17 protein-coding genes are annotated in these 20,151 nt (G+C 63.5%); 11 read left to right on the forward strand and 6 right to left on the reverse strand.

Annotation, left to right across the window (positions count from 1 at the left end; genetic code table 11):
- Positions 1-35 precede the first annotated feature (35 nt).
- The 4 genes from MWN34_RS14535 to MWN34_RS14550 are packed head-to-tail and all read right to left on the reverse strand — an operon-like array spanning position 36 to position 4,953.
- The gene (locus MWN34_RS14535; protein WP_247030028.1) at positions 36-1,607 is read right to left on the reverse strand and encodes an acyl-CoA carboxylase subunit beta; all 1,572 of its coding nucleotides are present in this window, start codon (positions 1,605-1,607) and stop codon (positions 36-38) included.
- Positions 1,588-3,237, reverse strand: a complete 1,650-nt coding sequence (locus MWN34_RS14540) for a class I adenylate-forming enzyme family protein (RefSeq protein ID WP_247030029.1) — start codon at positions 3,235-3,237, stop codon at positions 1,588-1,590. Before MWN34_RS14540 ends, MWN34_RS14535 begins: the two co-directional genes overlap by 20 nt.
- Entirely contained in the window at positions 3,197-3,844 is a 648-nt protein-coding gene (locus MWN34_RS14545) for a TetR/AcrR family transcriptional regulator (protein WP_247030030.1), read from the reverse strand. The genes MWN34_RS14540 and MWN34_RS14545 overlap by 41 nt, the downstream gene beginning before the upstream one ends.
- Before the next feature lie 14 nt (positions 3,845-3,858).
- The gene (locus MWN34_RS14550; protein WP_247030031.1) at positions 3,859-4,953 is read right to left on the reverse strand and encodes an extracellular solute-binding protein; all 1,095 of its coding nucleotides are present in this window, start codon (positions 4,951-4,953) and stop codon (positions 3,859-3,861) included.
- 221 nt (positions 4,954-5,174) lie between these two features.
- Between MWN34_RS14550 and MWN34_RS14555 the strand changes: the two genes are divergently transcribed.
- From MWN34_RS14555 to MWN34_RS14570, 4 genes are all read left to right on the forward strand, one after another.
- Positions 5,175-6,275, forward strand: coding sequence for an ABC transporter ATP-binding protein (locus MWN34_RS14555; RefSeq protein ID WP_247030032.1), 1,101 nt, complete (start codon positions 5,175-5,177; stop codon positions 6,273-6,275).
- An 18-nt stretch (positions 6,276-6,293) separates the two neighbouring features.
- Positions 6,294-7,961: an acetyl/propionyl/methylcrotonyl-CoA carboxylase subunit alpha gene (locus MWN34_RS14560; RefSeq protein WP_247030033.1), complete on the forward strand. Its 1,668-nt coding sequence runs from the start codon at positions 6,294-6,296 to the stop codon at positions 7,959-7,961.
- Between the two features lie 90 nt (positions 7,962-8,051).
- Positions 8,052-8,477, forward strand: coding sequence for a thioesterase family protein (locus MWN34_RS14565; RefSeq protein ID WP_247030034.1), 426 nt, complete (start codon positions 8,052-8,054; stop codon positions 8,475-8,477).
- A gap of 585 nt (positions 8,478-9,062) precedes the next feature.
- Positions 9,063-10,475 (forward strand): amidase, encoded by a 1,413-nt coding sequence (locus MWN34_RS14570; protein ID WP_247030035.1) that lies wholly within the window; start codon positions 9,063-9,065, stop codon positions 10,473-10,475.
- Positions 10,476-10,542: 67 nt separating this feature from the next.
- On the opposite strand, the gene MWN34_RS14575 is transcribed toward MWN34_RS14570, so the two are convergent.
- A complete protein-coding gene (locus MWN34_RS14575; protein ID WP_247030036.1) occupies positions 10,543-11,838 on the reverse strand; it encodes an aminotransferase class III-fold pyridoxal phosphate-dependent enzyme in 1,296 nt (431 codons plus the stop codon).
- A 292-nt stretch (positions 11,839-12,130) separates the two neighbouring features.
- Here MWN34_RS14575 and MWN34_RS14580 point away from each other — a divergent pair, with 292 nt between their 5' ends.
- From MWN34_RS14580 to MWN34_RS14610, 7 genes are all read left to right on the forward strand, one after another.
- Positions 12,131-12,733, forward strand: a complete 603-nt coding sequence (locus MWN34_RS14580; protein ID WP_247030037.1) for a TetR/AcrR family transcriptional regulator — start codon at positions 12,131-12,133, stop codon at positions 12,731-12,733.
- A gap of 341 nt (positions 12,734-13,074) precedes the next feature.
- Positions 13,075-14,388: an LLM class flavin-dependent oxidoreductase gene (locus MWN34_RS14585; RefSeq protein ID WP_247030038.1), complete on the forward strand. Its 1,314-nt coding sequence runs from the start codon at positions 13,075-13,077 to the stop codon at positions 14,386-14,388.
- 116 nt (positions 14,389-14,504) lie between these two features.
- Entirely contained in the window at positions 14,505-15,569 is a 1,065-nt protein-coding gene (locus tag MWN34_RS14590) for an ABC transporter substrate-binding protein (RefSeq protein WP_247030039.1), read from the forward strand.
- Positions 15,566-16,483 (forward strand): ABC transporter permease, encoded by a 918-nt coding sequence (locus MWN34_RS14595; protein WP_247030040.1) that lies wholly within the window; start codon positions 15,566-15,568, stop codon positions 16,481-16,483. Before MWN34_RS14590 ends, MWN34_RS14595 begins: the two co-directional genes overlap by 4 nt.
- Entirely contained in the window at positions 16,480-17,310 is an 831-nt protein-coding gene (locus MWN34_RS14600) for an ABC transporter permease (RefSeq protein WP_247030041.1), read from the forward strand. Before MWN34_RS14595 ends, MWN34_RS14600 begins: the two co-directional genes overlap by 4 nt.
- 4 nt (positions 17,311-17,314) lie before the next feature.
- Entirely contained in the window at positions 17,315-18,451 is a 1,137-nt protein-coding gene (locus tag MWN34_RS14605; protein WP_247030042.1) for an ABC transporter ATP-binding protein, read from the forward strand.
- A 105-nt stretch (positions 18,452-18,556) separates the two neighbouring features.
- The gene (locus MWN34_RS14610) at positions 18,557-19,519 is read left to right on the forward strand and encodes an aminotransferase class IV (protein WP_247030109.1); all 963 of its coding nucleotides are present in this window, start codon (positions 18,557-18,559) and stop codon (positions 19,517-19,519) included.
- On the opposite strand, the gene MWN34_RS14615 is transcribed toward MWN34_RS14610, so the two are convergent.
- Positions 19,497-20,135, reverse strand: coding sequence for a GntR family transcriptional regulator (locus MWN34_RS14615; RefSeq protein WP_247030043.1), 639 nt, complete (start codon positions 20,133-20,135; stop codon positions 19,497-19,499). The two genes, MWN34_RS14610 and MWN34_RS14615, sit on opposite strands and share 23 nt — an antisense overlap.
- Between the last annotated feature and the right edge of the window lie 16 nt (positions 20,136-20,151).

Consider the following 20,151-nt stretch of genomic DNA (forward strand, 5'->3'; position numbering starts at 1 on the left):
GATTTGCCTGGAACTGCCTATGGTGCCAGCTCTGTTCATGCCGCAGGACCGGACAGCGGACGCCGATAGAAAAGTCGGATCAGCCGGGCGAGATAGCGGCGGCTGTCACGGGGGTCGACCATCTCCTCGACCGCGAAATTCTCCACGGCCCGCCAGATCGAGGTCTGCGCCTCGAAGCGCTTGGTGAGCGCCTCCTTCAGTGCAGCCCGCTCCTCGGGTGCCACTGCTTCGAGTTCGCGGCGAAACGCGGCCTCGACGCCCCCCTCGATCGGCATGTCACCCCACGCCGCGCTCGGCCAGATCAACCGCAGGCTCATGGGGTCGGTGCTGCCGGTGGCGACTCCGCCGAGGCCGTAGGACCGACGCACCTGCACGGTGTAGACGGGCACTTTCGCCTTCTGGATCGCCCGCAGCGCCTGGGCACCGAACTTCAGTACGCCCGCCTCCTCCGCTTTTGGCCCAACGAGGAAGCCGGGCACATCTACCAGGTAAACGATCGGAATGTGGAAGCGATCGCAGAGTTCGACGAACTGTGTCTGCTTGAGCGACGATGGCACATCGAGTGAGCCGGCGAGGAAGCGGTTGTCGGACGCCAGCATCCCGACGACATGCCCCTCGATGCGGGCCAGACCGGTGCGCACCGAGCGCCCGAAGTCCGGTGCGATCTCGAAGAAGCTGTCCTGATCGACCATGCAGCGGATCAAGGCATGGACGTCATAGGTGCGCCGCGGGCTTGGTGGGACGATGCCGAGAATATCGGCCTGATCGTTGGCGATCCACTCGGCGCGGACCGCTGGCCGGGCGCCGACATGATCCGGCAGATAAGCGAGCATGGTACGGATTGACGCCAGAGCCTCGTCCTCGTTTGCGGCCTGATTGTTGATCAGACCGGAGGCGCGCACCTGCACATCGACTCCACCAAGGGCGAATTTGTCGATCTCCAGCCCCAGTGCCTGCTTGACCACGGGCGGGCCGCCAGCGAACAGGCAGCCATTGTCCTTCGTCATCACCGAGAAATGCGCGACGTGGGCGCGGGCCGCCGAGCTCCCCGCCGTCGGCCCGAGCACGGCGGTGAGTACCGGCACCCGCTCCATGAGATCGAACACCGGAAAGGTAGGGTTCGCGGACTGAAGCTCAGGATAGCCGATGGCATCCTGCAACAGCACCGATCCACCCACGCCATTTATCAACAATACCAGCGGGATGCGGTAGCCATAGGCGAATTCCTCGATGAATCCGCCCCAGCCTCCCTTGTAGCGGGCAAGGTGCACGCCGGTACCGCCGCCCTCGACGCAGAAATCCTCAGCGCCGATCGCCACCGGTCGACCACCGATCTCCGCAAGTCCGCAAACGAAAGTCGAGGCGAGCAGCGAGCCATCCTCGGTCGGGGTCGTCACGAAAGTGCCGATCTCGAGGAAACTGCCGTCGTCGACCAGCTTGTGAATACGCTCGCGCGCCGTCGAACGATTATAGCGATGCTCGCGAGCGATGCGCTGCGGACCGCCTGAAGCAAAAGCAACGTCGCGCCGCCTCTCGAGTTCTTCGAGCAGTGGCGTCCATTCGGGATGGGGTGTCATGGGAAACCTCTCACGCCGCCGTGCTTTCAAGACCAAGGAGGTCGATGCACTGGCTCGCCAGTTCCTTCTTGTCGATCTTCGTGCCGTTGCGGACCGGAAAACTCTTCAGGAACACCATGTGGCGGGGCTTCTTGTAGGAGGCGAGCCGCGACAGCACGAAATGCATGATCTCTTCCTGCGTTGCCGGAAGCTCCTCGCGAAGGATGACGGCGGCGCAAACCGTCTCGCCGAATTCGGGATCGGGAACACCGACGACGGCGATCTCCAGGACAGACGGGTGCTGGCGCATGACGTTCTCGATCTCGGCCGGGTAGATGTTCTGCCCTTTCGAAATGATCAGGTCCTTGCTGCGGCCCACAATGTAGAACCAGCCATCATCGTCCATCCGGCCAAGATCCCCGATCTTGAACCAACCCTGGGAAATGGTTTCGGCGTCGAGCTGCGGTGCATTCCAGTAATGGCTGATCACGGACGGACCCGCCATCCAGATCTCGCCGACCTCACCGGGCGGGACTTCGCGGCCATCGGTGCCAAGGACGCGAACCGCCTGGCCCGGCAAGCAACGTCCGACCGAGCCGGGATGCTTTTCAATATCCTCGCCGCGGATAAGCACGGGCACGCCGGTCTCGGTGGAACCGTAGGAAATCAGCAGCTCGACATGCGGCCAGCGTCGACGAACCTCGCTCATCAGCGCCGGAGGACAATTCTCTCCGCCGGTGTACCAGAGCTTCAATGTATCGAGCGGCAACCGGTTGGCCTCGTCTGCCTGGATGAGCGGACGGAACATGGATGGAAACATCAGCGCGTGAGTCACGCCCCACGCCTTGATGAAGCCGGCCAACCGCTCCGGGCTCCAGCTGCGGCTGGGCAATATCGCGACGGTGCCACCGACAAGCAGCGTCGGGATCGAACTCTCATTCATCGCGGCCGTATTGTACATTGGCGCGTTCAGCAGCATGACCGACGATGAATCGAGATTGCGGAACTGCGCGATCTGTTGCCAAGCGCACCACATGACCGCGAGCGAACGCATGGCAACGCCCTTAGGCCTGCCTGTCGTGCCGGACGTATAGAGGATCATCTGAATGTCGTTAGCGACCGGTTCGGCAAGCCGCGCCCCATGCGTGCAGAGGGCGTCATAGGCCTCACCTTCGGCTGTGGCCTCCAGCGTGACGATCCTGGGCACCGCGTCAGCCAGCGCCAGTGCGTCGTCGAGCGTCCGACCGAGTTCCGGCTCGGTGAACACGATCTTCGGCGTGCAGTCGCCGAGAATCGAGGCGATCTCGCTCGCTGTCAGCCGAAAGCTCACGGGCACAAAGGTGAGGCCGGCATAAGCGCAGGCACAATAAAGTTCGAGGATCTCGCCGCGATTATAAAGGAGGCTCGCCACCCGATCGCCCGTGGCCAGCCCATGCTGGCGCAAGGCACCGGCAAGGCGCAGAGCGCGGTCCCGCAACGTGCCATACGTCCGCGAGCCATGCTCCCACACGATGGCGAGCTTGTCGTTCTGATGAAACGCCTGCGGTCCGTAGTCGCCAAGGATGGACGAGACCGTCCAGCCCGGAGCGGGCGGGGCGAGATCTGGCATGGGAACTCTCTTCAAAACGGCGTGTCGGCGGTCAGGCGACCACCTGATGGACAGGATCGGAAATGGCATCATCGCGCGCGGCCTCGGAAGGCAGCGCCAGACGTCGGACCCAGAAGCGGATCGGCGAAAATTCTTGAAGCCGCGCCAAGGCTGACGGGTCGAGCATGGCGTGGGTCGCCAACCCCTCCACGAGCCCGATCAGATCGGCCGAGATCGAGCGGGCGTCGAGATGGGGCTGGAGATCCCCCTTTTCCTGCGCCTGCCGAATGGCGCGAGCCACTGACCTGCGCCATCCGACAAGGTAACTCTCGATTTCCAGCCGGAGCTGCTCATCGCACATGGCCTCGGCGTAGAAGAAGAAGAAGATCCGGCACATCGCGAGGCGCCGCCGGTCGAGCGGCATAGCACCTTCCAGTATCGATTCGAGCGCCTGAAGTCCTTCGAGCGTGGAGAGCATACGCGTATTGTGTTCCGAGTGTATTTCGGCCGCACGCCTCAGACCACCAAGAAGAAGATCCTTCCTGTTTTTGAAGAAATGCCCGATCACACCCGTGGACCAGCCCGACCGCTCGGCGACACCGCGGATGGTTGCCGAAGCAACCCCTACCTCCGCAGTGACATCCAGCAACGCATCGCAAATCTGACGACGTCTTTCATCATGATCCACGATACGCGGCATGATTGGCTCCTTCCTCAGTTCAAGGCAACCCACCGATTGAAGCGATCAATTACGTCGGAGATGTGCTTGGTATAATAATCGGCATCTTCCTGAATCGCATCGGCAGCATTGTCGCCTGCTACGATCCACGGCCCGAGCCCCTCACCATAGTCGGACAGTTTCAGTGCCTTGATATCAGTGGCATAGGTAATGGCGCGAACGAGCTTCTTTTGCCCTTCAAGATCGCCGATATTGTAAGCGATCAGGGCCTGCCCGGCAGCCGCGTTCGGAGCGCCCTTCGGCACGGCATAAACCGCCTGTGCGTAGAGCGAATCCTTCCAGTTGATAGCCAATGGCGCCTTGTCGTTTTTCACTGCGCTGTAGACGCGACCGCTCCAGGCGATGCCCATCGAACATTCGCCGCTCGAAATCAGACGGATCGCATCATCCCCATTGGACCACCAGATGACATCCGACTTTATGCTGTCGAGCTTCTTGAAGGCGCGGTCCAAATCGAGGGGATAGAGCTTGTTTCGATCCGCCCCATCGGCGATAAGCGCAGATTCCAGCACGCCGCCATATTGTGGATATTTGAAAAGGCAGCGCTTTCCCGGAAATTTCTTCAAATCGTAAAGGTCTCGTACCGTCTTTGGTGCGCCTTCACCACTAAATTTTTCCGTATTATAGGTAAAAACGATTCCGTAGCGCATGACATCGACGCCATAATCGTCATACGCACCATTTCCGAGATCGGAGACCTTAACAATGCTCGGGTCAAGCTTCTCAAGATAACCGGCTTCGCGAGCACGGACGAAATCGCTCTTGGTTGCGAATTCCACGAAACTCCATGGAATCGGGGCGCCGCTATCCATGGCCGCGAAGAACTTTGTGAGATCAGGACTGAAGTCGGTACGAAGCGTCACACCGGTTTCCGCCGAGAACCCCTTGAAGATCGCTTCATCGCGAGCCCGGGTGGTGGCTCCCCCCGATCCATCGTACCAGACGACTTCGCCTTTGGCCTTGGCCTTTACATCCGGGGGAAGGACATCGGCTATCGCGAGCGGAGCGAAAACAAAGTGGGAGCAGAGGGTAACGGCAAACGCAAGGACGGACTTGGATGCGCGCTGCATATCGAAGTCTCCGAAGTTCCCGATCGGGAGGCCCATCATCGTTATAAGACAAGCGTAACGAAAAAAAATGAAATCGCAATCGGCGCGAGTATTTTTTATGACGCCTGTCTTGCAAAAAAGCTGATGCCACGCTTAGGATGCCTTGCCATCGGGCAAAGCTCCTGGGCGGCCGAGGTGCGGCCACGCTCGGCAGGCATCACCTTCTTCAAGGGATTGAGGATTTGAGCTCCGGTGACATCCAGTCGAACGGCATCGCAATTCAGGGGTTGGGCCTGACCTTTCCCAATGGCTGGGTCGGCCTGAAACCAAGCGACCTTCACATAGCCGGCGGCAGCTTCTGCACGCTCCTCGGACCGTCCGGTTCCGGCAAGACGACTTTGCTGCGCACGATTGCGGGCCTGATCACCCCGACCTCGGGACGCGTGTTTATCGGGACGAGAGACGTGACGCGCGTATCGGTCCAAGAGCGCAATATCGGCTTCGTCTTCCAGAGCTACGCTCTGTTTCCTACGATGAGCGTAGCGGAAAACATCGAATATCCGCTCCGTGTCCACAAGTGGTCCGCAACCGACCGAACCGCGCGCGTTAAGGAAATCCTCGATCTCATCGAGCTTCCGGCCTTCGCGGGGCGCGCGGTCGGCGAACTGAGCGGCGGGCAGCAGCAGCGTGTCGCCATTGGTCGCGCCATCGCTTATCGGCCCTCACTGCTGCTGCTCGATGAGCCAATGGGTGCGCTCGACAGGCGCCTGCGCCAGCAACTCGGCGCCGACCTGCGCGACATACAACAGCGCACCGGCATCACCGCCGTATATGTGACGCATGATCAGGAGGAAGCCTTCATTCTGTCCGATCGCATCGCGATCATGAACCATGGAGAGATCCTCCAATATGCGACGCCGGACGAACTCTATTTCCACCCAACCTCGCGTTTCGTCGCCGAATTCCTGGGTGAAGCCAATCTTATCGATGTAGTGGAACTTCGCTCGTGCGAAAAGGGCGCGTTGGTAGCGATCACCTCCTATGGAGCGGTGCCCCTCCCGGCCGGCATGACCGTTCCTGGCGGATCGGGCGAGCGAGTATTGATCGTGCGCCCGGAGGACGTCGAACTTGTTACCGCGCCGGATCGTTCGGACATCCCGACCCCCGGCATACCGGTGACGATCGACAATGTGCGGTTTCTGGGCAGTCGCTCGCTGGTGACGGTGAGCACGGCGGATGGAAAACGTCTGAGAGTTGAGTGCAGCAAATGGCGCCCGCCTAACGCTGACACCACAGCCTACCTCACCTGGCAACCTTCAGCCGTCGCATTGGCCGATCGCTGAACGGAACGGAATTGGCTCATGAAGAAGGTTTTGATCGCCAATCGTGGCGAGATCGCCGTCCGGATCATTCGCGCCTGCCGCGACGCCGGCCTATCGCCCATCGCCATCGCCTCGGATGCCGATAGGACCGCCCTGCATGCAAGATTGGCCGATGAGGTGCACCGCCTGAAGGGCACCTCTCCGATCGAGACCTATCTGAATCAGGCCGCAATCCTCGATATCGCGCGCCAGGCCGGCGCGGACGCGGTGCACCCCGGCTATGGCCTGTTGTCGGAGAACGAGAGCTTCGCTGCCGCCGTCACCGCCTCCGATCTCATCTGGATAGGCCCTTCGGCCGATGCAATCGCCCGGCTTGGCGACAAGGTGGCGGCACGCGCCATTGCACGACGCGTCGGCGCTCCGCTGCTTCCTTCGCTCGATGATGGCGCGCTCACCCTGGATACAGCACGCCAATTCATCGCCGCGCACGGACTACCCGTTATCGTCAAGGCGCAGAACGGCGGCGGCGGGCGCGGGATGCGGATCGTTCGGCACGAAAGCGAGTTGCCTTCCCAGCTCGCCGCAGCCGAGCGCGAGGCCCAGATCGCCTTCGGGCGACCGGAATGCTTCATTGAACGTTATCTGGAGAATGCCCGCCACATCGAAACCCAGTGTCTGGCCGACCGGCACGGCCATGTCCTCATCGTCTCGACCCGCGACTGCACGCTGCAGCGCCGGCAGCAGAAGATCATCGAAGAAGCGCCTGCCCCCTTCCTGACCACCATTCACAACGAGCGACTGGCGGCGGCGTCGACAGCCATTCTGCAGGACGTCGGCTATTGCGGCGCGGCAACCTGCGAGTTCCTGCTCACGGCAGAGGGCGATATCTTCTTCCTTGAGGTGAATACCCGCATCCAGGTCGAGCATCCTGTTACCGAGGAGATCGCTGGTTTCGATCTCATCCGCGAAATGTTCCGCATAGCGATGGGCGAGCATCTACCGTCGACGGCTCCGAGGCTGCGCGGCCACGCCGTCGAGTTTCGCATCAACGCCGAAGACCCCTATTCGGACTTCAGGCCAAGACCCGGCCGGATCTCGAGGCTTGCCCTGCCTGGGGGTCCCGGCGTGCGCTTGGATTTCGGCTATGAAGCCGGCGATACCGTGCCGCCTTATTACGACTCCCTGATCGGCAAAATCATCGTCCATGGCCGCGATCGAATTGAAGCGCTGACGCGAGCGCGACGCGCGCTCGGCGAATTCCAGATCGAAGGCGTTGCAACGCTGGCGCCATTGCACCGGGCGATCCTGTCCCAAAAAGAGTTTGCGTCGGGCGACGCCGCAGGTTTTGCCGTCCATACACGATGGATCGATGAGCACATCGACGCGCTCAGCGATGCCGCCGCTGCGATGGATCGCAGCCGAGGCCGGATCGCCACCCTTCCCGGCACATCCGACGCGGAGATGAGCAGCGCATTTGATGATCCGCCAGCCTATCGTATCGGTATCAAGGCCCCGCTTGCCGGCACCGTTCTGGAACTCTGCGTGTGCGAGGGCCAGAACATCGCGCCGGGCGACCTCGTCGCTGTCATGGAATCGATGAAGATGGAGCAGTCCATCCTCGCCGAAACGGCGGGGGTCGTTGCCCGGATCAATGTGGCGCCGGGCGCATTCATCGACGCCGATGCCGATTTGGTCGGGCTCGACTGACATGCCGTGCGCGACGTTCGAAGGTCTTTGTGAAGACGACCGGCCGCAGGAGACGGCGCTGCTCACGCTCGAGGGCCAAGTCGATGCGTCATGGATCGACTACAATGGGCACATGACCGAATGGCAATATTACAAGATTTTTCTGACGCCGGAGAACGTTTTCTTCGATTTTTTGGGTTCACCGAAGAATATCGCCTTGGCGGGTTCAGCTTTTTCTCGGTCGAAGGACATCTTCGTAATCTGCGAGAATGTGAGGTCGGCACGCATTTCCGGGTGTACACCGACATGATCAGTCACGACGCCATTCGGTTGCACATCTATCAATATATGGTCAACGCGACGACAGCAGCATGTCTGGCGACGGGCGAGCACATGATGCTGCACGTCGACACCGTGCAGCGGCGGGCCTGTCCGATGGGCCCGCAGATGCAGGCAGCCGCCGAGGCTGCGATGACCAGCTGGGCGCCCCGCCTGAAGCCGTTGGGCTTGAGCGGCAGCATCAAGCCGGCCTCCTAGAGCCCCTTTCCATCAGGCATGGACGGCCCGGTCAGCGGGAAAATGCTCCAGATTCAAGCGACTGGAGCGGCATCCGGAAACGGCCAACGGTGTGGTTCAGACAAGCTATCGAGAGCTCGGAACCGAAGGGTCAATGCGCTGCCGTGGAGAAGCGGTGCTGCCCTCGGTTGGCAACAGTGACATTCAACGGCGCCGCGAGGCCGTTCGGAAAGCAGCCGCAACTCGCTGGCAGGTCGCAGGGAGCGTCGCATGGCGCAAGGCCCTGCCGATCGAGTATGAACGCGATGGAGCCCTGCCCGGTCCTCGCCGCGCTGGTGACCTTCTACGCGGCCGGCCTGCGCTCCCTTCGCCCTGTGGAGCCGCCACAACATCCTAATGCACGGCATGCCTTACCGAGGCAGGGGACCAGCAGAGTCCCCGCTCCGCGCTGGTGATGGACGGGTTCGGCCCGGATGACCCCGTGAAGATCTTCCGGAAGAACTGCTGCGGATACTGGCCCGCGGCTGGCACGAAACGTGAAGGCAGACGCCGCGCCGTGACTGAATCGATACTTTCGACCTCTCGCTAAAGAACCTGGCCAGAAACATGCACCGTCATGCCACCCGAATGGACGCGATTGAAATCGGCCAACAGATCGCGCAGGGCAAACTGACCAGTCGCGAAGCCGTCGCGCAAAGCCTTGCCCGGATCGATCGTCTCGACGGTCAGCTGCATGCCTTTGTCCTGCGCCTCGACGAGCGGGCGATGGCGATGGCGGCCGAACGCGACGCCGAACGGGAAGCCGGTCGTCTGCGCGGCCCGCTGCATGGCGTTCCTGTAGCGGTCAAGGATCTGTTCGACATTCAGGGTTACCGCACCGGCGCGGGCTCCTTGAGCTATTCCGGCCATCGTGCGGAAACCTCTGCCACGGCTGTCCGGCTGCTGGAGGACGCTGGAGCGGTGATTGTCGGCAAAACACACACCGTGGAGTTCGCCTATGGCGGCTGGGGCACCAATTCCGTGCTCGGAACGCCCTGGAACCCTTATGATCTCGACATCCATCGCGCGCCCGGCGGTTCGAGCAGCGGCTCGGCCGTGGCCGTGGCGAGCGGCATGGTGCCGCTTGCGCTGGTTACGGATACAGGAGGTTCGGTTCGCATTCCCGCGGCCTTTTGCGGATTGTTCGGTCACAAGTCGACGCCCGGGCTGATCGGGCGTGGCGGCACACGCTATTTGTCGCCTTCGCATGACACCGTCGGCACGCTGGCACGCAGCGTTCGAGACCTGCGCGCGGTCGCCGAGGCGCTGGCCGGGCCCGACGCGAGCGATCCGCTGAGTTCCCCGCACGCCTGCGACCCGTTCAGCAGCCGTGCCGAGGAGGGCCTCACTTCGGTACGTCTTGCTACGCTGGACGATCCCGCCTTTGCAGATCTTGATGACGAGGTGCGCCAGCACTTCGCCGAAATGCTGGAACGACTGGGCAGCCGGTTCGGTCCTGTCGAGCGCATCGCCCCACCCGCTCCCCTCACGCTCATGTGCCTGAAGGCAGGCCGGCTGATGTCGGCGGAAAGCTATGCGAATTTGAGCGCGATCACCGAGGATTCCACCACCAGCGTCGCGCCGGAGATTCGCGGGCGGATCAACGCCGGGCGCGACATCTCCGCCGACGAGATCGCGGAACTGCGTTGGTTCAAGCGGGAATGGCAGGCGGCCTTTCTCGATGCCTTCGCGCCGTTCGACCTGCTGGTGATGCCGGGCATGCCGATTCTACCTCCACCGATCGCGGACATCGACCAGGCAAGTCTGGTGCTCGGCCACTTCGGCCGCTACGTCAACATGCTCGATTTGTGTGCTGCGTCGGTTCCGATCGCTCTGTCGCGGCGAGGATTGCCGATCGGGCTTCAGCTCATCGGGCGCCCGTTCGCCGATGCACGGGCTCTTTCCTTCGCCCGGACGCTGGAAGGCGCCGGGCTTGCCGCTTTTCGCGCCCCCGATCTCCACGGCCTCACGCCGTCATGAATCGCCAGCGGGTTGCGGTGATCAGCGCCGACACCCGCATGGGAGCATGAGGCGACTTCCTCTCGGCTCAGGCCGAGAGCAGCGCTGCCCGTTCCAGCCGGCCGCGAACCGGCGGGTGTTCAAGTGGGAGCTGCGTACGATCCTGCGCCTTGAGCAGATCGAAGGCCTCGTCAGTGGCCTGCAGGACCTGCGCAATATCGGCCTCGCTCAACGCGGCATTCATGAACATATTGTGGTAGGGGTGGAGGTAGACGCCCCGCCTCACCGCCGCCGCCGTCCAGAAATAGCCGAGCCGCATCTCCGGGTCATCCGCGAAGAAGATCTGCGGCATGGTCACAGGCCCCGTCTGGCGCAGGCCGAAGCCGTGCGCCACGGCTTGTGCCGCCAGCCCTTCGCGCAGCAGCTGCCCCATGCGCTCCAAACGCTCGAGATAGTCGCTCTCGCGGATGATCTTCAACGTGGCAACCGCCGCCGCCATGGGCACAGCGGAAAACCAGAACGAGCCGGTGACGAAAATGCTGGAGGCTGCGTTCCGCATATTTTCCGCCCCGACCAGCGCCGAAATCGGCTGGCCATTTCCGATGACCTTGCCGATCGAGGTCAGGTCCGGCCGAACCCCGAACGCCGCCCACGCACCGTCCCGGGAAAGGCGGAAAGCCGCGCGTACCTCGTCCAGCACCAGAACGGCGCCCTCGATGTCGCACAGGCGGCGTGCTTCCCGGGCGAAGGTCGGATCCGGCTCGGACTGGTCGCGGAAGGTTTCGTGGCGGAAGGGCGTGGCGAACACCGCGGCGATGTCACCGGCATGCGCCTTGACGGCGTCCGCAAGGCTTTGCGGATCCTGGTCGCGGTAATAGACGATATGGCCGCGATCCTCCGACAATATGCCGGCGGGGCCCGGCGTACACCACGGTGCCGCGCCGTGATAGACTCCCCTGCCGACAAGGATCTTGCGCTTGCCGGTATGAGCGCGCGCCACCACCGTCGCCATCGAGGTGGCATCCGTCCCGTTCTTGCAGAACATCGCCCACTCGGCGTGGCTGAGCATCCCGACCAACTGCTCCGCCAGCGTGACCATCACATCGGACGGACCGGTCAGCGTGTCGCCGCGCTCCATCTGCGCCTGGACCGCCGCCTCGACCTCCGGATCGCGATAGCCAAGCAGATTCGGCCCATAGGCGCACATGAAGTCGATATATTCATTGCCATCGACATCCCAGAGGCGACTGCCCTCAGCCCGTTGGAAGAACTGCGGAAAATCCGATGGCAACAGGGCGGTCGACTCATGCCCGTACATGCCGCCGGGAATGACCCGGGCGGCGCGCTCCTTCAGTTCGCTGTTGCGCAGATTGGTCCAGCTCATCGACGAACACCTCGGGATGCGATCAACGGAGACGGCCGCGCCGACAAGGATGGCGGCGGGCGCAGCATTTTCGGCGGCATGACCCAGAATGCGCACTCACGATAATGATAGATTTATCGATTATCAATCGCCTATGCGAGCAGTGCCAACGCAATTGCACACGCCCCTCGCGGCACGCTAGCCTCTCTCCGACTACCGCAAGAAAAGGGTCTGCATGAGCGAGCGCCCATCCATATCCCGCCAGGCCTCCGAGGAAGAGACAACTCACACGGACAGCCCCGCAAAGGCGCCCGTGCGCCGGCGTCGCGGGCAGATCCGTCTCCGCGCCCTGATCGACGCAACGGATTCGCTACTCGAGGAACACGATGTCAGCGAGGTGGGACTCTACCAGATCGCCGAGCGGGCCAATGTGCCGCCCGCTTCGATCTACCATTTCTTTCCCAACAAGGAGGCGGCGCTGGTAGCGCTGGCCGAAGACTATCTCGAGCGCCTCGTCGAGCGTTCGCGCGAAGCTCCGCCCTTCGCCCCGGCACGCTGGCAGGACCTGATCGCCTGGCGGATACGCACGCTGGCGGACTTCTACAACGCCCACCTGCCTCTGATGCGACTGTTTCTCGGCGCCAGCATCAGCGCCGAAGTGCGGGAACGCGACATGGCCGGAACGCTGGCGGCCTCGCAGACACGCGCCGAGCTGTTCGACCGGTACTTCCTGATGCCGCCGGTGCGCGACTGGGTCGGAAAACTCGCAACGTCAGTGGCGATCGCGGACGGTATCTGGGCATTGTCCTATAGCCAGAACCGCCGCATCGACGATGCAGCCGTCCACGAAGCCGTTCTTGCCGTGACAGCCTATCTGCGCTGCTACCTGCCGGAATGGATCGAAACTCGGCGATGATCCTTCGTTGAGGCCTGGCGAGACCCCCGCACCTTTCGCCACCTCCACTTCACGACATCCGCGTCGCTTGCCTCAGCCTGACGACAACCGAACATGGCCGCTTCCGAAACTCAAGCGGCCGAATTGCTAAGCAGCCGGCACAGGAATGCTCAAATTATAGGCGTCGATGTTTAAATATGCATTCTTATGCGCGGTGCAACAATTTTGGGATTGATAATCGATTTATCCAGCACTAACGTCCACGCCATAGAGACGTTTGCATGCTCCATCCTGCGGCGGACAGGGCCTGATCGGACCTGTTCGTTGATGGACGGGTGTGCCCAGTATCGAGGTGATCGACGGTGCCGAGGCAGATGCATTTCATCGGGTTCTGCATTGCCGGGCCCAATTGGCACCACAATGGCAGCTGGCGCCACGACGAGAGCGACGCCATCGACGCGCTCGATCCGCGTCGCTACGAAAACATCGCCCGCATTCTCGAAGAGGGGAAGGTTGACGGCCTGTTCTTCGTCGACGTGCTGACGCTGTTCGACAGCTTCGGCGGAAACTTCGCCGCTAATCTGCGCCAGCCGGGACAGATGTTCCTGCTGGAGCCTCTCCAGTTGCTGGCCTCCATGGCGCGCGTCACCCGGCACCTCGGCCTCGCCGCCACCATGTCGACGGCCTTCTACCACCCGTTCCACATCGCCCGTGCCTTCGCGACTCTGGACCATGTCAGCGGCGGTCGGGCGGCGTGGAATGTCGTGACCTCCGCCAATGATCGCGAGGCACAGAATTTCGGGATGGACCGGCTGATGGAGCGCGGCCTGCGCTACGATCACGCCGAGGAGGTGATCGAGGCCTGTCAGGCGCTGTGGCGCAGCTGGGACGAGGACGCGCTGATCCTCGACCGGAAGAATGGCATCTGGGCCGACCCCGACAAGGTCCGCTACGTGAATTTCGAGGGCAAGTGGGTCAAGAGCCGCGGCCCGCTGCAGACGCCCCGCTCCCCGCAGACCAGCCCGGTGCTGATGCAGGCGGGCTCCTCCGAACGGGGCCGCGCCTTCGCCGGCCGCTGGGCCGAGGTGCTCTTCACTCTGCAGCATGACAAGGCGGAAATGCAGACCTTCTACCAGGACATCAAGTCCCGGATGGACCAGCATGACCGTCCGCCCAACCACTGCGCTGTGCTTCCCGCGGTCGACATCATCGTCGGCGAAACGGAGAGCATCGCAAAGGAAAAGGCCGAGTATCTCAACTCCCTGGTCAGCCCGGAACTCGGCGTCGCCGAGATTTCCAACGCCATGGGCATCGACCTCTCCGGCTATCCGCTCGACAAGCCGCTGGTGGACATGGACATCAACCAGGGTTCGCGCGGTGTGTTCGACAACATCCTGCGCGGCAGCCAGAAGAAGAACCTGACCCTGCGCGATGCCGGCCGCGAATTCGGTATCAGTGAGCTGACGCCCCAGCTCATCGGCACGCCGGAAATGATCGCCGATCGGATGCAGGACCTGTTCGAATCCGAGGCCTGCGACGGCTTCGTGATCGTGCCCTCGCTGACCCCGAGCGGCTACACCTCCTTCGTCAAATCGGTGGTGCCGGAGCTGCAGCGCCGCGGCATCTACCGCAAGGACTATACCGGCCGCACCTTCCGCGAAAACCTGCGCGGGTGATCCCGCCGGCCGGCGTGGAACGGCCTATTGCGCAGTGCCTCCCTTGCCGAGGCGGCCCGGCGCCGAACCGAGCCGCGTGCCGTCTCCCTCCCCCGATCGAGCGCAGGACGCACATCATGACCGACTTTCGTGGCTCCGGCCTCTCCCGTCGCCGTTTTCTTGCCGGCACGGCGGCCGCAACAGCGGCGGCGAGCCTGGGCATGCCCGGCATCGTGCGCGCAGCCAGCGACACCATGACCGTGCCGAACTCCGGTGGAGCCCTCGAGGAAGCGTACAAGGCGGCCTATTTCGACACCTTCACCGCGAAGACCGGCACCAAGATCCTCGGTGCGCCCTATATGGACACCGCGCGCATCAAGGCGATGGTCGATGCCAATGCGGTGGACGTCGATGCCGTGAATATCGACTTCGCCGAGGCCGCCGTGCTCGCCAAGATGGGACTGCTGGAGCCGATCGACTACGACATCGTCGATCGCAAGGCGCTCGAAGGCTGGGCCGCCAACGAGCACTACATCGTCTCCGACGTCGCCGGCACGGTGATGGGCTGGAACACACAGTCCTTCACGCCGGAAACACGCCCGAAAGGCTGGGCCGAATTCTTCAACGAAGCCGCCAAGCCCGGCCAGCGCAGCCTGTGGAAGCTGGCGCCGCAGACCATGGAGATCGCCGCGCTCGGGGCCGGCATCGCGCCCGATAAGCTCTATCCGCTCGACCTCGACGCGGTCTTCGCCTCGCTCGACAGGATCAAGCCGCACCTCACATGGTGGACCTCCGGCGCCCAGAGCGCGCAATTGCTCACCTCCGGCGAGGTCGATGTCGGCACCTCGTGGAACGGACGCCTGTTCAAGCCCAAGAATGACGGCGCTCCGATCGACTACACATTCGACCAGTGCATCTTCACCTGCGACGCCTTCATCGTGCCCAAGGGGGTCAAGAACAAGAAGCGGGCGATGGAGTTCCTCGCCAATCTGGTCGAGGCGAAGAACCAGGCGGTGTTCGCCCAGCACATCCCGTATGGTCCGACCAATCCTGAAGCGTTCGCGCTGCTCGACGCCAAGACCAAGGCGCTGCTGCCCAATTCGCCCGAGAACGGGAAGACCGCCGTTCTTCAGAATGTCGCCTACTGGGCCGAGCACGGCGACGAACTCTTCGGCCGATTCAACAAGTGGCTGGTCGGATGAGCAAGGCGAGCATGGCGGGAAAGGTTGCAGGCGCTTCGGCACCCGCGCCGGGCCTTGCCGCTCCCCGCCAGCGCGCGGCGGCGTGGTCGCCGGCCAAGGGTGGCCTGCTGCTGCTTGCCCTGCCGCTGGCGATGCTCGCGCTGTTCTTCCTGCTGCCCCTGCTTGTCGTGCTCGGCCAGAGCTTTACCGCGCCCGCGGGTCCGTTCGACAGCTATGTGCGCCTTGCCGGCGACAGCGCGCTGCGCAATGCCCTCACCTACACCTTCCAGACGGCCGCCATCGTCACCCTTGCTGCGCTCGTTCTGAGCTATCCCGTCGCCTTCCTCATCAGCCGGGCGCAGGGCCGCTGGCTCGTCATCGGCATGGTGTTTGTGCTGGTGCCGTTCTGGACCAGCGCCGTCATCCGCTCCTATGCGTGGCTCGTGCTGCTGCAGCGGCGAGGCGTGCTGAACGAAATGATGCTGGCACTCGGTCTGATCGACCGTCCGCTTCGACTGACCAATACCGACATCGGCACCCATGTCGCGATGGTGCAGATCATGCTGCCCTTCATGATCCTGCCGCTGCTCAGCGCGATGCGCGGCATCGACGCGAGCGTGCTGCGCGCCGCCGCCATTCTCGGTGCGAATCCATGGCGGCAGTTCCTGCACGTCTATCTGCCACTGTCCATGCCGGGCGTCGGCGCGGGGTGCGTGCTGGTCTTCATCTCGACGCTCGGCTTCTACATCACCCCGGCGCTGCTCGGCGGATCGAGCCAGATGATCGCGGTCGCTATCGAGCAACAGGTCTCGCGGCTGCTCGACTGGCCCCTCGCCTCGGCGCTCGCCACGCTGCTGCTGGTGCTCACCTGCCTGCTCTTCATGCTCTATGAGCGGCTGAATCGTCGGCTGGCCGGCGCGGGAGAGGCGCGATGAGCCGGGTCGCCAGCACGCCGCTCTGGCGGATCCTGTCGGCGGGCATCGTCGCTTTCGCCGTGCTGGTGCTCATCTATCTGGTTCTGCCGACGCTGGTGATCGTGCCGCTGTCTTTTTCCAGCGACACCTTCTTGCGCTTCCCGCCCTCCGGCTTCTCGCTGCGCTGGTATGAAAGCTTCGCCGACAGCACCGACTACCAGCTCGCCATTCTCAACAGCCTGAAGATCGGCGTGCCCGCAGCGCTGCTCGCGACCGTGCTCGGTGTCATGGCGGCGCTCGCCGTGGTGCGTGGAAGCATGCCGTTCCGCCGGACGCTGGCCGCGCTGATGATCGCGCCGCTGGTGCTGCCGCAGATCGTTCTCGCCATCGGCCTGTTCCCGCTGCTGGCGAAGGTCGGGCTGGTCGGCAGCTATCCCGGCATCGTGGCGGCCCATGCCGTGGTCACGATCCCGCTGGTCTTCATCACCGTCTCCGCGGCCCTGCGCAGTTATGCCCCCACCTTCGAGCTCGCAGCGATGACGCTCGGCGCCAATCCATGGCGCACCTTCCGCCATGTGACGCTTCCCATGATCCGTCCCGGCGTGATCGTCGGCTTCATCTTCGCGCTGACCTTCTCCTTCGACGAACTGATCCTCGCCATGTTCCTCACCAGCCCCACCACGCGCACGGTGCCGCGGCTGCTGTGGGAGCAGCTCAATTTCCAGATGACCCCGATCATCGCCGCCGCGACCGTGGTCATCCTCACCGTGACCATCGGCCTGCTGTGCCTTGCCGTGCTCGCAGGGGCCAGTGCCCGGCGACGCATGGCCGGCACCGCGAGGGAGTGACCGGATGAACGCGCTTTCCGCTTCCCATCCCCACGGTGCCGCAATGGATCGGCCGTCCTCGCGCGGCGCCCGGGTCGAGTTCGACCGGGTGAGCAAGGATTACGGCGAGCTCACCGTGCTGCACGAGACCTCGCTCAAGATCGCACCGGGCGAACTCTTCGCCCTGATCGGGCCATCGGGCTCGGGCAAGTCGACGCTGCTCGGCATTCTCGCCGGTTTCGTCCCGCCGACCTACGGCGCGGTGCGGATCGACGGCACCAACATCGTCGCGGTGCCGCCCTATCGCCGGAATATCGGCATGGTATTCCAGAACTACGCGCTGTTCCCTCACATAAGCGTGGCCGAGAACATCGGCTTCCCTCTCAAGATGCGCGGCTGCGGCAAAGCCGAGATCGGCGAACGGGTGAAGAAAGCGCTCGCCATGGTGCGCCTCGAGGCGCTGGGGGAACGTCGGCCGGCGCAACTCTCCGGCGGCCAGCAGCAGCGCGTCGCTCTCGCCCGCGCCGCCGTCTACGATCCCGGGCTGTTGCTGATGGACGAGCCGCTCGGCGCGCTCGACAAGAACCTGCGCGAGGAGATGCAGGACGAGATCAAGCGTTTCCAGCGCGCTTTCGGCGCCACCGTCCTCTATGTGACCCACGACCAGCAGGAGGCCGCCTTCCTGGCCGACCGGCTCGCCGTGATGCGCGGCGGCATGCTGGAGCAGATCGGCACGCCGCGTCAGCTCTACGAGATGCCCTGCACCCACTTCGTCGCGAGCTTCCTCGGCGAGGCGAGCCTGCTTCCCGTCGCCGAACTTCTTGGGCGCGACGGCCAGGAGGTCAGGGTGCGCACCGCCGGGGGGCTGATTTTGAGGGCACTGGCGCCAAGCCGGGTGAGCGAGCGCCGCGCGGTGTGCCTGCGCCCCGAGAACATTCTTGTCGGCGCCGAGGCGCGGGGTCGCGACAACCATTTCCTGGGTGTCGTGGAGGAGGCGGTGTTCACGACCGGAACGCTGCGCTACCGCATCCGTCTCCCCGGAACCGATGGCGTTCTGACGGTACGCGTTCCTTCCCGACCCGGCATCGAACTGCTCGCGCCGGGCGCCAGTGTCGATATCGGCTGGGATGCCAGCATGGCCGTGACCATCTCCGAAGACTGAGTAAGATGCCGTGCGCAAGCGCGGCGTAACCGCCACCGTCCATCGTTTTCACCGCCTCGGCCCAGCCGAGACAGGCATACCCATCAGGAGCCCGTCGTGAGCAGCATGGAAGCCGTCTTTGCCGGCTATGAGGACCGTCTCGCCGCATTGAAGGCGAGCAGCAACGCTTTTGCCGAGGGCATTGCCTGGGTCGCGGGGGAGATGGTGCCGCTCCACGAGGCCCGCATTCCATTGATGGATCAGGGCTTCCTGCGTTCCGATCTCACCTATGATGTGCCCGCGATCTGGAACGGGCGGTTCTTCCGGCTGGATGACCATCTCGACCGCTTCGAACGAAGCTGCGCGAAGCTGCGCCTGCGCTGCCCGCTCGATCGCACCAGCCTGCATGCCACGCTGGTGGAGATGGCGGCGAAGAGCGGCATCCGGGATGCCTTCGTGTTCATAACCCTCACGCGCGGCCTGAAGCAGGTGCGCGGTAATCGGCCGGAAGAGCTGACGAACAATCTGTACATGTTCATCTCGCCCTATGTCTGGGTGGTGCCGCCGCACATGCAGCGCACCGGCGTGCCGGCCATCATCACCCGCACCGTCCGGCGCACGCCGCCGGGCGCCTTCGATCCCACGGTGAAGAACCTGCAATGGGGTGATTTCACCCGCGGCCTCATGGAGGCGCTGGATCGCGATGCCATCTACCCGATCCTGACCGATGGCGACGGAAACATCACCGAAGGCGCCGGCTACAATGTCGTGCTGGTGAAGGATGGCGTTCTCTACACGCCGGAGCGCGGCGTGCTGGAAGGCGTCACCCGCAGGACGGTTATGGAGATCGCCGCCACCCGCGGGATCGAAACCCGGCTTGAGCATGTGCCGGTAGACCTCGCCTATCGCTGCGACGAGATCTTCTTCTGCACCACCGCCGCCGGTATCATGCCGGTCACGGCGCTCGATGGCAAACAGGTCGGCGGCGGGCAGGTCGGCCCCATCACCCGGCAGATCTGGGAGGACTATTGGGACCTGCACGAGGATCCGGAGTTGAGTTTCGCGGTCAGCTATCCGGGCCTGTCGTAGCGGCGAGGATCTCTCGGGTCACGCGCCAGCCATTCATGTGATGGCTGCGCAAAATCTCACGCAGCACCGCCCCTTCGCGATGCTGCAGGGCGTCAAGCATCTGTTCGTGCTCGACAATGGCCCTCTTCCAGCGTTCAGCCAATCGATTGCCGGCAAAGCGGTAGCGACGGATCCGAGCGGACTCGGTACGGTAGACGCGCGACAGCGCCTCATTGTGCGCGCAGTCGACAATGAGCTGATGAATCTCCTGATTGAGATGGAAATATCCCATCAGGTCCCCGGCCTGCTGATGCGCAACCATGCCCCGATGCCGCTCCTCGATAGCCGCGAACTCTGCTTCGGTGCCGCGTAGACAGGCGAGCTCTGCAGCGACGCTCTCCAGCCCGACCAGAACCTCGATCGCCGCCTCGACCTCCGCCAGCGAGAGCATGACGACCTCGGCTCCCCGATTGGGGACGATGCGCACCAGGCCCTCTGCCTCCAGAATCTTCAGCGCTTCGCGCAACGGCGTACGGGTGACGTTGAGTTTCTCGGTCACCATGCGCTCGGAGATGCGCGCGCCCGCGGCGAGGTCGCCGGCAATGATCATGTCGCGCAGCCGCTCGACCACGAACATAGCGCGCCGGCCCCGG

This window comes from Ancylobacter crimeensis (assembly GCF_023016805.1).
Lineage (GTDB): Bacteria > Pseudomonadota > Alphaproteobacteria > Rhizobiales > Xanthobacteraceae > Ancylobacter > Ancylobacter crimeensis.

Coding starts and splice junctions, on each gene's coding strand:
- MWN34_RS14540 (WP_247030029.1), bottom strand. CDS start 3,237: ATGATGCCATTTCCGATCCTGTCCATCAGGTGGTCGCCTGACCGCCGA.
- MWN34_RS14545 (WP_247030030.1), bottom strand. CDS start 3,844: ATGCCGCGTATCGTGGATCATGATGAAAGACGTCGTCAGATTTGCGAT.
- MWN34_RS14550 (WP_247030031.1), bottom strand. CDS start 4,953: ATGCAGCGCGCATCCAAGTCCGTCCTTGCGTTTGCCGTTACCCTCTGC.
- MWN34_RS14560 (WP_247030033.1), top strand. CDS start 6,294: ATGAAGAAGGTTTTGATCGCCAATCGTGGCGAGATCGCCGTCCGGATC.
- MWN34_RS14565 (WP_247030034.1), top strand. CDS start 8,052: ATGGATCGACTACAATGGGCACATGACCGAATGGCAATATTACAAGAT.
- MWN34_RS14570 (WP_247030035.1), top strand. CDS start 9,063: ATGCACCGTCATGCCACCCGAATGGACGCGATTGAAATCGGCCAACAG.
- MWN34_RS14575 (WP_247030036.1), bottom strand. CDS start 11,838: ATGAGCTGGACCAATCTGCGCAACAGCGAACTGAAGGAGCGCGCCGCC.
- MWN34_RS14590 (WP_247030039.1), top strand. CDS start 14,505: ATGACCGACTTTCGTGGCTCCGGCCTCTCCCGTCGCCGTTTTCTTGCC.
- MWN34_RS14595 (WP_247030040.1), top strand. CDS start 15,566: ATGAGCAAGGCGAGCATGGCGGGAAAGGTTGCAGGCGCTTCGGCACCC.
- MWN34_RS14600 (WP_247030041.1), top strand. CDS start 16,480: ATGAGCCGGGTCGCCAGCACGCCGCTCTGGCGGATCCTGTCGGCGGGC.
- MWN34_RS14605 (WP_247030042.1), top strand. CDS start 17,315: ATGAACGCGCTTTCCGCTTCCCATCCCCACGGTGCCGCAATGGATCGG.
- MWN34_RS14610 (WP_247030109.1), top strand. CDS start 18,557: ATGGAAGCCGTCTTTGCCGGCTATGAGGACCGTCTCGCCGCATTGAAG.
- MWN34_RS14615 (WP_247030043.1), bottom strand. CDS start 20,135: ATGTTCGTGGTCGAGCGGCTGCGCGACATGATCATTGCCGGCGACCTC.